Origin of the sequence: Pseudomonas khorasanensis, from assembly GCF_014268505.2 — a bacterium.
In the GTDB taxonomy this organism is placed as follows: Bacteria; Pseudomonadota; Gammaproteobacteria; order Pseudomonadales; family Pseudomonadaceae; genus Aquipseudomonas; species Aquipseudomonas khorasanensis.
In genome coordinates this window covers 136,985-149,983 of sequence record NZ_JABWQP020000002.1, presented here as the reverse complement: position 1 = coordinate 149,983, position 12,999 = coordinate 136,985, and the positions used below count along the sequence as shown (strand labels likewise).

Annotated in this window: 6 protein-coding genes; 2 read left to right on the top strand and 4 right to left on the bottom strand. The window is 58.7% G+C overall.

The window, feature by feature from the left end; genetic code table 11:
* Positions 1–53 precede the first annotated feature (53 nt).
* Positions 54–1,475, bottom strand: a complete 1,422-nt coding sequence (locus HU727_RS06830) for an amino acid permease (protein WP_186530261.1) — start codon at positions 1,473–1,475, stop codon at positions 54–56.
* 600 nt (positions 1,476–2,075) lie between these two features.
* On the opposite strand from HU727_RS06830, the gene HU727_RS06825 reads away from it, so the two are divergent.
* Both HU727_RS06825 and HU727_RS06820 read left to right on the top strand, forming a co-directional pair.
* Complete coding sequence (locus tag HU727_RS06825) at positions 2,076–5,189, top strand: transglycosylase domain-containing protein (RefSeq protein ID WP_186530263.1); 3,114 nt, start codon at positions 2,076–2,078, stop codon at positions 5,187–5,189.
* Between the two features lie 147 nt (positions 5,190–5,336).
* Positions 5,337–10,397 (top strand): NEL-type E3 ubiquitin ligase domain-containing protein, encoded by a 5,061-nt coding sequence (locus HU727_RS06820; protein WP_186530265.1) that lies wholly within the window; start codon positions 5,337–5,339, stop codon positions 10,395–10,397.
* A 72-nt stretch (positions 10,398–10,469) separates the two neighbouring features.
* Here the strand turns inward: HU727_RS06820 and HU727_RS06815 are convergent, their stop codons facing one another.
* From HU727_RS06815 to HU727_RS06805, 3 genes are read right to left on the bottom strand one after another with little or no spacing between them, the layout of a single operon-like run.
* Entirely contained in the window at positions 10,470–10,967 is a 498-nt protein-coding gene (locus HU727_RS06815; protein WP_367616983.1) for a CS1 type fimbrial major subunit, read from the bottom strand.
* A 30-nt stretch (positions 10,968–10,997) separates the two neighbouring features.
* A complete protein-coding gene (locus HU727_RS06810; protein ID WP_186530269.1) occupies positions 10,998–11,741 on the bottom strand; it encodes a molecular chaperone in 744 nt (247 codons plus the stop codon).
* A gap of 43 nt (positions 11,742–11,784) precedes the next feature.
* Entirely contained in the window at positions 11,785–12,999 is a 1,215-nt protein-coding gene (locus HU727_RS06805; RefSeq protein ID WP_367616982.1) for a hypothetical protein, read from the bottom strand.

The following is a 12,999-nucleotide window of genomic DNA, read 5'->3' as shown; positions in this document are numbered from 1 at the left end:
ACAAAAAAGCCCCGATCTCACGACCGGGGCTTTGTGGTTTCAACCGTTAGCACTTACGAAATCGAACGCGCCGTGTCTTGCGAGGCTTGGGTCGGTTGCAATTTGAATACGTAGAACAACACCGTCAGCAACACCAGAAACGCGGGTCCCACATACAGCGCCACGCGGGTATCCGGGAAGTACGCCATCAGGCCGACCACCAGCACCAGGAACGCCAATGCGCAGTACGAGCTGACCGGGTACAGCCACATTTTGTACTTGAGGCCAGCTCGTTCGCTGGCGCTCAGGCCTTTGCGGAATTTCAGCTGGGCGAGAAGGATCATGACCCAGGTCCAGATCGCACCGAAGGTGGCGATCGAGGTCACCCAGACGAAAACTTTTTCCGGCACCAGATAGTTGAGCAGCACGCCCAGCAGCAACGCCGCGATTGACAGCAGCAGCGCACGACGCGGCACGCCGTTATTCGAGGTCTTGGCGAAACCGGCCGGGGCCTGGCCGTTCTGCGCCAGGCTGTAGAGCATGCGCCCGGTGCTGAAGATGCCGCCGTTGCAAGACGACAGCGCAGCAGTGATCACCACGAAGTTGATGATCCCGGCGGCAGTCTTGATGCCCAGACGCTCAAAGGTCATCACAAACGGGCTGCCTTGCGTGCCGATTTCATTCCACGGGTAGATCGACAGAATCACGAACAGCGCGCCGACGTAGAACAGCAGAATCCGCCAGAACACCGAGCCGATCGCGTCGGGAATGGTCTTTTGCGGGTTCTTCGCTTCACCGGCCGTCAGGCCGATCATCTCGACGCCGAGGTAGGCAAACATGACCATTTGCAGGGACATCAGCACACCGGTCACACCGTTGGGCATGAAGCCACCGTGGGCCCACAGGTTGGAAATACCCAGCGCTACACCGTCGTTGCCAAATCCGAAGGCAATGACGCCAATGCCGCCAATGACCATCGCGATAATGGTGACGATCTTGATCAGGGCGAACCAGAATTCGAATTCACCGAAGGCTTTCACCGCGATCAGGTTGATCGAGCCCATGCTGACCAGCGCGGCGAGCGCCCAGATCCAGCGCGGGACGTCGGGAAACCAGACGCCCATGTAAACCGCCACGGCGGTGATTTCCGCAACGCAGGTCACCAGCCACAGGAACCAGTAGTTCCAGCCGGTGAGAAAGCCCGCCAGCGGTCCGAGGTAGTCCTGGGCGTAGCGACTGAACGAACCGGCCACCGGGTTGTGCACGGCCATTTCGCCGAGGGCGCGCATGATCACCAGGATCGCCAGACCGCCAAGAATGTAAGACAGCATGATCGCCGGGCCGGCCATTTCGATGGCCTTGGCCGAACCGAGAAACAGACCGACGCCGATACAGGCACCGAGCGCCATCAGGCGGATATGCCGTTCGCCGAGTTCACGTTTGAGCGGACCGCCCGAAGCGGTGTCGCCATGGGGCAGAGGATTGCCGACTGGCATAGGGGTACAACCTCGTTTTGTTATTGGATATGACCACCGGGTTTCGAAGCCTCGGCCGATAGGCCTTGGCTGGGCAGGAAACTGCGTCGACTTCGTGGGCAGACGCATCTTGCAGGGCAACCTGAAAGATCAGCGGGGCGTGCAGTATAAAAAGCCATGGGCAGGATTTTTCACTCTATGAACCACAACATTCAGTGACAACTCTCGGCGAAAGCCTGATTTACCGAGAGGCTTGCCTGACTTGTGCAGGAGTTTCCCGCCACTGAAAAAGCCGATGAGTATTGCACAGCGTGGGTGCAGCGTCATGTCGGTGCCCGCGCGGATTTTCCCGCCGATGGCTCTATTGCAACAGTCTCCAAGACCGGCTTGTGCCGGGGAGCTTGCTTTCGCTCGGCTGCGCAGCAGTCGCAATACGGCTCACCACGTTCAGCAGGTAAATCGCGATGGCAGCACGAGGGTCTGCTGCGCAGACCAGCGGGAGCAAGCTCCCTCGCCACAGATTTGTTCTGCGCCCAGCCCCACACAATTCCTTCACCACCGCCATCCACCGTCTAAGCTTCAGACAAGTCCGATCAATCTGCGTGAATGGATCAGTCGACTATGGGTGCTTTGTGGCAAACCGATTCGAGTAAAACCGTGGTTCCGACTGAACGTGTGGATGAAGCGCCTGTCCCTCAAAAACCTCGCCGTAACCGGCACGGGTGGAAGGCTTTCTGGTTGTTGTTTTTGATCATCGCGGTCGTCGTGGGACTGGCTGCGTCCAGGGAAATGCGCACCTCGCGTTTCCAGGCCCGGGAGCTGAGCCATTACGCCGCCTCGCTGACCTACAAACTCGAACCCGGCCCCAGCGAAGCGATCCGCTATCCGGGCAACGGCCCGTTCGATCTGCGCCTGGGTTACAGCTCGCTCGACGAATTTCTGCCGCGCCTGCTCAAGCGCAATTACGTGATCGCCCAGCAGGCGCGCTTTTCTCCAGCCCTGCTCAGCTACACCGATAAAGGTCTGTTCGTGCCCTATTCGGAAAAGATTCAGGCCGGGCTGTCGATCACCGATTGCCGGGCCGCGCCGCTGTACCGATACCACTATCCGCAACAGCTCTACGGCAACTTCGCGGCGATCCCGCCAGTGGTAGTCAGCAGCCTGCTGTTTATCGAAAACCGTTTTCTCCTCGACCCCGGGCAACCGCTGGCCAACCCGGCGGTGGACTGGCCGCGCTTTGGCATGGCCGCGTGGTCACAGGTGGCGAAACTGTTGAACTTGCCGGGGCAATCGGCCGGCGGCAGCACCCTGGCGACACAGCTGGAGAAATATCGTCATTCGCCTGAAGGTCTGACCGTTTCCGGCGCGGAGAAAATCCGCCAGATGATTTCCGCCAGTGTCCGCGCTTATCAGGGCGGGCCGCAGACCCTGGGCGCACGACAGAACATCGTCCGTGACTACCTCAATAGCGTGCCGCTCTCGGCGGTGCCCGGCCACGGTGAGGTGCACGGCATGGCCGAAGGCTTACGGGTCTGGTACGGGAGTGATTTCAACAAGGCCAACGAATGGTTGAACAGTCCGGCGGCCGATCCGCAGACCATGGCCGCCAAAGGCCTGGCCCTTCGTGAAATGCTCTCGCTGATGATCGCCCAACGCCGCCCTTCGCATTATCTGACCAAGGGCCGCGAAGAGCTGGCCAATCTCACCGACAGCCACCTGCGCCTGCTCAAACAGAACGGTGTGATCGACAGCGCTCTCGCCGACGCCGCGCTGGCAAGCACCGTGTCCTACCGCGACTGGCAGACCCAGCCAACGATGCAGCCCATCGAAACCAACAAGGGCATCAGTGTAGCCCGCAGCCGACTGGCCGGTTTGCTCAACCGCCCGCTGTATGACCTCGACCGCCTCGACCTCTCCGCCACCAGCACGCTGCAAGGCGACTTGCAAACCCAGGCCACCGCCTACCTCAAGCAGCTGGCCGATCCGGCTTACGCCGCGCAAATAGGCCTGATCGGCGAACGCCTGCTTACCCCCTCCAGCACCGCGCAGGTGCGCTACAGCTTCACGCTGTTTGAGCTGACGCCTGACGGCTCGCGAGTGCGGGTGCAGACTGACAGCACCGACCAGCCTTTCGACATCAATGAAGGCAGCAAGCTGGAACTGGGCTCCACGGCAAAAATGCGCGTGCTCACGACTTACCTGCAGATCATCGCCGAGCTGCACGAAAAGTACGCAGAGATGAGCGTCCCTGAACTGAAAAAAGTCGACGTTCCGGACCAGGATCGTCTGAGCCGCTGGGCCGTCGATTACCTGATACAGAACAAGGACCGCAGCCTGCCGAACATGCTGAGCGCGGCGCTGGACCGAAAATACTCTGCCAGCCCCGGCGAGGCCTTTTTCACCGGTGGCGGGCTGCATACTTTCAGTAACTTTCGCAAGGAAGACAACGGCCGTCTGCCGACCCTTCGTGATGCCATTCGTGAATCGATCAACCTGCCGTTCATCCGGCTGATGCGCGACGTGGTGCGCTACACCACCTATTCGGGCCCCAATAGCAGTGCAGAATTGCTCAAGGACGATCGCGACCCCAGGCGTCAGGAATACCTGGCCTCATTCGCCGACAGAGAGGGCACCTCGTTCCTGCTGAAGTTCTGGAAAAAGTACCGCAACAAGGACACCCAGGCGCGGCTGGAGACCTTTCTCGACGGCATGCGTCCGACGCCGATTCGCATGTCCGCCGTGCATCGTTATCTATTTCCGCAGGCCGACCAGCAGAGCTTCAACACGTTCGTACGCTCGCACCTCAAGGGCGCCAGGCTTAAAGAAAAGCTGACCGACGAACGCCTTGAACGCCTCTACCTCAGCTACGGCCCCGGCAGCTACGATTTGCCGGACCAGGGCTTCATCGCCAAGGTTCACCCGCTGGATCTGTGGCTGATCGGCTACTTGCTGAACAACCCGGACGCCAAGTTCAGCCAAGTCGTCAAGGCCAGCCAGTTCGAACGCCAGGAAGTCTACAGTTGGCTATTCAAAAGCCGACACAAGGGCGCCCGTGACAGCCGGATCCGCACCATGCTGGAGATCGAGGCGTTTCTTGATATTCACCAGCGCTGGCAGAAAGTCGGTTATCCGTTCGATCATTTGGTGCCCTCGCTGGCTACGGCCATCGGCAGTTCCGGTGACCGTCCAGCGGCACTGGCTGAACTGATCGGCACCATCCTCAACGACGGTGTGCGCATGCCGACGCTGCGTATCGACAGCCTGCATTTCGCGGCAAACACACCGTACGAAACCAAACTGATCAATGATCCTGACGTTGGCAAACGAGTCATGCCATCCGAAGTCGCCGCAGCACTGCGCGAAGCCTTGTCACAGGTGGTGGATGCCGGCACGGCCAAACGGGTGTCCGGCAGTTTTGTGACGGCAGATGGCAAACCATTGGCCATGGGCGGCAAAACGGGCACCGGGGACAATCGCATTGAAGCCGTTGGTTCGGGCGGGCGGATCCTGAGTTCCAAATCGATTAACCGCACGGCGACATTCGTGTTCTACATCGGCGATTCACACTTCGGCACCATGACCGCTTTCGTGCCGGGGCGCACGGCGGAGACCTTCAAGTTCACTTCGGCATTGCCGGCGCAAGTGCTCAAGGGTATGGCGCCGATATTGACGCCGTATCTGCAACCGGGAACGCAAACCCGATGCCTGCCGACCGCCGTGGCACGCCGCGGTTAAAAGGGCGGTATATAAATATTTTCGGCATGGATAATTCCATTGCATTGAGGAGAAAACACGGGTGAAAAACACCAGGAATTCAGGCTTTTAGTTTGAGCCTGGGGCGTTAGGCTGCTGCTTCAATAAATGCCCAGGGTTATAAATTACATGTCTGACTTACAGGGAAGTACGTCTGAACGGCCGCGAGCCGGCCACAAAGGTCGTCATTACGCGTTTATCGAAAGCCGGATCCACCGCACCTTCAAGAACGCCTCGCTGCGCAACGTCAGAGAACTGGCCGCGATGGATAAAGCGCCAGCGCCGTGGATCAAGAACGCCACAAATCGCGATCACAAACAGTTGCAGCAGGCCAACCTCAAGCTCTGGTCCTCCCGCGACAAGATCGATCCTTTCCTCGACAAGCTGCAACACGTTTATCTGTTCGCCGAACCGCTGTTGACCGAAGCGCTGAAGAACCGATTCGGGGTGGAGGTGGATGTAAAAAAAACGTGCCTGCACCTGTATCTGCCCAAGCAAAACCCTTGGTACATCATCGACTCGAACCAAGGCGTGACCGCACGAACCGTTACGCTGCTCGATGCCGCGCTACACAACTTCGCCGCTCATGAAACCTGCGAACCGGACTCGGACTTCGTCACTGCGCCCAATGCCCGTGGGCACTTCAAGGTGGTGCCGATCAAACGCCAGATATCCATCGTCGAGTTTCAGAACCTCTGCCGCGAGCTGGACATCGGCGCGCGCTATAGCCGCTATCTGGAAGAACAGCTGCGCCCAAAGGATGGCGTGGCGCGTTACATGTTGCAGCGCTGGATCACCGACAGCGAGAAAGCGGCTTTCCAGGCGTCGACCCAGCAGGCGCTGATGACCGCAGATATCGATTTCAGCGCCCGCGTCCTGATCCTCAACATGCTCGACGGGCGTAAAATGTCGCGCCATGGCCAAGCCATGCATTTCGTTGAATTGTCCATTCTGGACTGCCGGCTGACCGGCATCGTGCTGATCGCACCGGACCTGGAACAGCATCGCGGTGTCGCACCGGTCATCGCCTACGTGCCGCAAGACCCCGAGCACCCGCTCAAGGAATACCCCTCGACCCAGGCGTTCATGAGCGAACTCACCCGGCAACTGCGCGATAACGTCGTCAGTTCTTCCACCGGCCTGAGCTATCGACAGTACTTCAGCCGGTTCATCGATCAGACGCAGCGCGGGCACTTCTTTGCTGAGCTGCAACAACGTCTGTTTGACGTGAAGTGGCATGAGAAAGAGGCTACGGATCCACTGCCAAGCTGGCAGGAAGTGCCGAAAGACAAGGTCAATCTGCGGTTCAGTGCAGCGTTGATCAGAGGCGACGTCTGGGTCTACCAGTTCCAGGCAAAGCTGAACAAGATCCTCAACGATGCTCAACACATCGCCGTGTCCACCGCCGATACCGACCGCATCGCCCGTTGGGCCTGGTGGGACAACTTCAAGAAAATCACCTCGGACATTTTCAATGTTGCGTTATTGATCGCCACCCCGTTCATCCCCGGCGTGGGAGAGTTGATGCTGGCTTACACTGCGTACCAAATCACCAGCGACGTCATTGAAGGTGTGGTCGACATGACCGAAGGCATGTTGGCCGAAGCCACCGAGCATGTCGTGGGCGTGGTCACGGACATCGTTCAAATGGCGGTGTTTGGTGCCGGAATGAAGACCGGTGAGTGGCTCAGGTTGCAGTTATCGCCGCTGGTCGAAAGTATGAAGCCGGTCACTCTGCCTGATGGCCAGAAGCGTCTGTGGCACCCCGACGTGACGCCATACGAGTTGCCCGATGTGACATTGACGGTAGATTCCAGGCCAGACGAGCGAGGTCTTCATTCCCGCGAAGGCCGAACAATTCTGCCTCTGGATGGCAAACACTTCGCCGTGCGCGAGGATGCGCAAACAGGCAGTTATCGCATCACCCATCCTGAGCGCCCTAATGCCTATTTACCCGAGCTGGAACACAACGGCCAGGGCGCCTGGACCCATGAAGCGGAAAATCCGAAAACCTGGGAAAGCTCCAAACTGATGCGACGGCTGGGCCACCGTGTCGAAGCTTTCAGCGACGCCGAGCTGCAACATGCGCGCGTCTCCAGCGGCACCACCGAGGGGATGTTGCGCAAAATGCATGTTGAGCACATGGCGCCGCCGCCCTTACTGGATGACAGCCTGAAACGCCTGGAACTGCAGCGCCAGGCTGATCAGTCGATAGAACATATTCGGCGGGGCGAGCCGCTCGACCCGTCCTCATTCTGGTTTGAGCAACTGGCGCCGAACCTCGAGGGCTGGCCATCGAGCAAAGCCGTGAGGGTCTATCAACAGGCCGATCTGACTGGCCCGTTTCGTCAGTACGGCAACCGCAACGCTAGCGGGCGGCAAACGCTGTCTACCAGCGCGGCACACATCATGAGTGGCGAGTTTGCGCAAACCCTGGCGGATTTTCTCGATGCCCGGGAACTTGAGGCGATACTCCGCGGGCCCATCGCCGCGAACAAACAGGTAGCAGCGTTACGCAATCGGCTGGCGCAGGCGACTGAACGCCAGAAAGCGGACATCTTCAAGCACTTGTATCAAGGCGCACAAATGTCCAGCGACCCTCAGGTTCGGTTACTGCGCCAGGCGTACCCTGAGCTGCCCGTCAAAACGGCGGAGTCTCTGCTGGGCAGCGCCGAACCCACGGAGCGCGCGCGCATTAGCCGTGAACAACGTCTGCCGCTAAGCATCAAGAGCCTCGCCCGGGAAGCTGAATTCGAGACGCGGGCCAACCATGCCTATGCAGGCTTTGACGACGGAGTGCAGTGGGTGCCGGAAACCGAGAACCTGATCCTTAATGCCCTCAGGATTCACAGCGACACGTTCAGCGAATTGCGTGTTGAAGTCCGTGAGGGTTATGAAGCCGGCCTCTTGCGTTGCCGCGTCGGCGAACCAGAGGCTTCGACGGTCCGGGTACTGTTTAAAAATGAAGCGGGCCACTACGAAATATGGGACGGCGGCCAGCGCAAGCTCCATGAAGCCGCGAATTTCTACGAAGCGATCCTTGAAGCACTGCCCGTCGGCAAGCGAGCACAACTGGGCTATCGCCCTGGCCAGGGCCGATTTTTCAAACAATGGTTGATGGCCAAGACCGAGGCACCCGCCGAGCGACGCATCGCATTGGCGGCACCACCGATTCCGGCGACCGCTGACATCGAAGTCATGACATTGTTGCGCGGTCCGTCGATGTCCCGATCGGCGACTACCCTGGCGGAACGGGTAAAGGATCTTTTTCCACACTTCAACGAGCAGGAAACCAGCACATTTATCCGCTCCCTGGGCCAAGAAGAAACAGGTCACCAGACACTGACGCGACTGGAGAACGAGCTGGATGAGCTGAAAGTCCTGCTCAACCGGTGGCAATACCAGCAGCCCGAGACGTGGGGGCCGGGCAGCACGAACTTTCGTGACGGTGGCGGGCAGCACATCAGCGAGCGGCTCATCGAGTGCTTCGAGCGAAAATCAAAAGTTTTCGGCGAACGCAGTACCACCGCCCAAGGTGGTTATGCGCTGGACCTGTCGGTGGACATGCGCAGCCTCAATCTGGAGTTGTGGTGGAAGAAGATGCCCGACCTCAAGCCCTACCTCGATCAGATCGACACGCTGAATCTGGACCGCACCACGTTTTCCGCCACCGCCACGGGCCTGCTCAAAGATTTTCCCCATCTTCGGCAGTTGAGTGCGAGGAAGTGCAAATTGACGCAATTGCCCGACAGCATCGGCAGGATGCATTTTTTGCGTACCCTGCGCTTGATTGATAACCGCATCACCCTGACCGAGGCAAACATCGAGCAGTTAAACAACCTGACCCGCCTGGAAACCATCAGACTGGACGACAACCCACATTTGGGCAGGTTGCCGAACGTCGGGCGCATGCCCCGGCTGAAAACCCTTTGCCTGAGCAACACGGGCGCAACTACTTGGCCCGATGGCCTCCTCGGCCCATTGAGCAAGCGCCGTCCCCGGGGCTTTTTCCTGGACTTGCAGGCCAACCCGATCAAAGAAATACCCAATGTGGTGCCCGGCTCTCAGGATGCAATGATCATCGCGCGAACCCGTTTATACGCCTGGGATCTGTCTGAAGTCGGTCAGGTCATGTTCAAGGAATATCGGCGGTCGGTCGGTATCGCCCCTGAGCAGGCGTACACCGCGGCTGCAGTGGGTGCGATGAGCCAATGGCCCATGAACGATGACACCACCTGGTGGAGTGCCCAAGTCTCCGGGCTGGGTACCTTCAGAGAAGAAGCCTGGCATGACCTTATGAACGAGCCGGGTTCTGCCGACTTTTTTGCGTTGATTCAGAAACTCACGCAATCGGCCGATTACCGAGCGGGCGGTCATCGCCGTGAACAGCTCAGTTATCGTGTCTGGCGCATGATCGAGGCCGTGGACCTGGACACCGAGTTGCGTAAAGAGGTGTTCGAGATGGCGACCTCACCCACCACGTGCGCCGATGCAGGTGCCCAGGTCTTCAACAACATGGGCATCAAGGTACTCGCTTGCGAAGCGTATGCATTTTCGACGTCCGCCGAGGACCTGACGAGCCGGCTGGCGAAGCTGGCAAAAGGTGCTGCCCGACTGGCGCGCGTAAATGACATTGCCAGCGCCGACTTCGCCAGCCGCCACGGTAATCCCGATGAGGTGGAAGTGCACCTCGCTTATGAAACCGGCCTGGCGCAACGCCTCGGCTTGCCCTGGCAGTCGGAGTCAATGTTGTATCGACCGCTGGCCGGCGTAAGCGCCAAAGCCATCGACACGGCCTTTGCTACGGTGATGTCGATGGAAGCGGGCGATGGCTTGATCAACGGCATGATCGAGCAGCCGTTCTGGGAGAAACACCTGCGTGATATGCACCCGGACGAGTTCAGGCGCAACGCCCGGTTGTATGAACAGCAAACCGAGCGACTGGATCAACTGCGCGAAGCCCAGGACGCCCGGGCCAATGCAACCGCGAGTTCGCCAGCTCGTCAGGAAGTACTGCGGCAGCGGCTGCTGCACCTGGCCACGCAACTGAACGTCGATGAGCACCTCGTCCTGACGGGGCAAGCCATGACCGATGCCTCCTATGATGCGTTGCTCAACGACATCGGCTATGAAGAGAAGCAACTGAGCCGGCGACTGACGCGTGAGGCACTGCAACAGACCGTGCCATGATCCCTGCGCAACGCCCTGACAATGACATCAGGGCGTTGCTCTGGCAGGCAACACTAATGTTCTGAAGTGACCTCAGCCCGGCGTTTTGGCGCTGAACAGCAACAGCACATTGCCTTGGTAATCCCCTGCCCGGTAGCCGGCTGCGGGCTTTTGCGCTTCGATCTCCAGCAAGGCCCGAACACCCGCTGCCGCATCGGCCTGCGAGACCACGTCAGCTTGGTATTGCGAGCTCAGTAACCTGCCATTGAAACTGACCCGCAGCAAAACCTCCTCGCCTGGTTTGCCATTCGAGAGGTACGGCGTGTATTCAAGGCGTGCCTGGATGGCGCTGGAGCTATGGCGCACATCGAAGTATTTGCGCAACGGAATCAAGGACGAGCTTGGGTAGTCCCACTTGAGTTCCTGCGCCTGGTGAATCCAGCCCGGTTCGCTGGGCACGATGTAGAACGAGCGGGTCGGAATCTCCAATGACACTTCGAAGGTGTGCTGTTCCCGAGCCGCCCACGCCAGCGAACCGGTCAGCAAGGTAGCCGTCGCCAGTGCGAAAAGAGTGAATTGTCTGATCATCATTACGGTCCTCTGCATCAATCGAAGGCAGGCCTATTGGCTCGCAACCGTCAGGACTTTCTTCTGCTCGCCCTCAACCAGATTGAAACGGTATTGACGCCCCTCCTCCTTTTCGAAGGCGAACGACTTGCCCGCCAGCACATGGTGTTTGGTGGTCGCGCCGCAGTCGTTCTCCTTGGTCAGCGAACAGCTCTTGAATTCATCGACCACGATCACCGTGTTGCCATTGTTGAGCAGCTCATAGCGGCTTGCGGTTTCGCTGATGGTGGTGTCGAACCGGGCGTTTTTGGGCCGCACGAAAAAGATCGTGCCGAAGCCGGTCATCACGTTGATGCCGGCAGACAACGTTTTCTTGTAGTCTTCGCGCTCTTCACTGCCGACCAGAAATTCGTCTTCCTTTTCCGGCACCACGGGCACGAAACGCACACGAAAATAGCGCTCGCGCTCACGTTCACCCAAGAACAAAAGACGGGTGCCCTGCATCCCTTGCGCCGGTACGATCAGCCGCGCCGGACTGGCCATCACGCCATCGCGTGAAGCGCCGTCGGCGGACGTTTCAACCGGTACTTCACGGGTTGTGCCATCCGCGTCATAGACGATTTCCAGCACGTTGACCTTGACGAATGCAGTCGCATCGCCGCTGTTGAATACCCGCTTGAGGTAGGTACTGTTTTTCGCCTCCAGATAGTCGTACACGGCGCCAACATTGATCTGCGGTCCGGCCTGCGCCACGCCACAAGCCAGGCTGAGCAGCCAGACTGAGAACACACGATTCATCGTTTTCGATCCTGTAGAAAATGAATAAAAACAACCCTGGTGCTCAAACTTCCGAGTCCCAGATGATGGTGATGTTGGTGGAAAGCGAAGCGCCGATACCGGGCTTGAGCAGCCTGTCGATTGCATCGCTGGGGATTTCGAAATGCAGGGTGCCGACTTGACGGTTTACGTATTGACTGGGCTCGAAGGTACCGGACCAGGATTCATGCTGGAGTGGGTAGCGCCCGACGGGGTTGCCGCTGAACGTGATGCCGGCTGGCAAGGTCATGCGCGTCGTCACGTCGGTAACCAAGCCGTTACCGTACATTTGGCAGCGTTCACCGCCGAGCGAGTTCTGACACTGCATCATCACCTTGAAGCGCGACGAGGCAGAAATGTTGAACGTTTGATCGCGAAAGATTCTGCCGGGTTTGGGACCGCCGTTGATCCATTGCTGCCAGCCGCCTTCCGGTTCCAGAGCGACCTTGTTGCCGCCCGGAGGCAGGTCGACTTTCAGGGTGTGCTGGACGTCCAGGACGAAATCCAGGGTCAGGCGGGCGTCGTCTGGTTGCATCATCACCCCCATGTCGAAGTCCTGGGCAGGGCCGAGGGTATACGTCAGCGCACCGGTGTAGAGCCCTGTCGTCATGCCCAAAGGATTGGGAGTGCGCAGTTCATAAGCAAAATCGAGTGTATTGAATGACAACGAGTGCAGGCCAACGGTGGGCACCTTATTGCAAGTGGCCTCAACCGGAGATTTCCAGAAAAAACGATAAGTGCTCGGTGAGTAAGTGCCGACGCCGCTGTACAGGCAGGGTGCAGGTGCATAAACCCAACTGTTGCTGGTCCAAAGCTTCTGGTGCCCCTCAAGTATGTCCGTCACCCCTACCAGCTCAGCGGCCGACTTGCTCAACTCATAATTCGAGCCGATGCCGACAATGCGTACTTCAACCGTTTCGGATTCAAGCGTTTCGGCATTAGTGACCGTTAGCTGCCGCCAGTTAGCCGGTGCCTTGGCCCACACGGCTTCATTAGGGTTTATGTAGCGGCTATTACTAAAACGAACCGGTAACCGGATGCTGAACATGTTGTGTTGGGCACATTCACCCGGCAAGTCCGCGCAATAACCACTGTTCGGCGTCTGGTTGACGAACAGATTTTTGTTCGGCTGCGCAGGGTCGGGTTTGAACACCGCCCTGATCTCCAGATTCGCCGTTTGCGCCGAAGATGCCCCCAGGGCCATCAACAGCCCCAGCCAACACAAAGACTTTTTCATCAT

Bases quoted from the DNA above. Each gene is read 5' to 3' on its own strand.
- HU727_RS06815 (WP_367616983.1), bottom strand. From the start codon at position 10,967: ATGATGATCAGACAATTCACTCTTTTCGCACTGGCGACGGCTACCTTG.
- HU727_RS06830 (WP_186530261.1), bottom strand. From the start codon at position 1,475: ATGCCAGTCGGCAATCCTCTGCCCCATGGCGACACCGCTTCGGGCGGT.
- HU727_RS06820 (WP_186530265.1), top strand. From the start codon at position 5,337: ATGTCTGACTTACAGGGAAGTACGTCTGAACGGCCGCGAGCCGGCCAC.
- HU727_RS06805 (WP_367616982.1), bottom strand. From the start codon at position 12,999: ATGATGAAAAAGTCTTTGTGTTGGCTGGGGCTGTTGATGGCCCTGGGG.
- HU727_RS06810 (WP_186530269.1), bottom strand. From the start codon at position 11,741: ATGAATCGTGTGTTCTCAGTCTGGCTGCTCAGCCTGGCTTGTGGCGTG.
- HU727_RS06825 (WP_186530263.1), top strand. From the start codon at position 2,076: ATGGGTGCTTTGTGGCAAACCGATTCGAGTAAAACCGTGGTTCCGACT.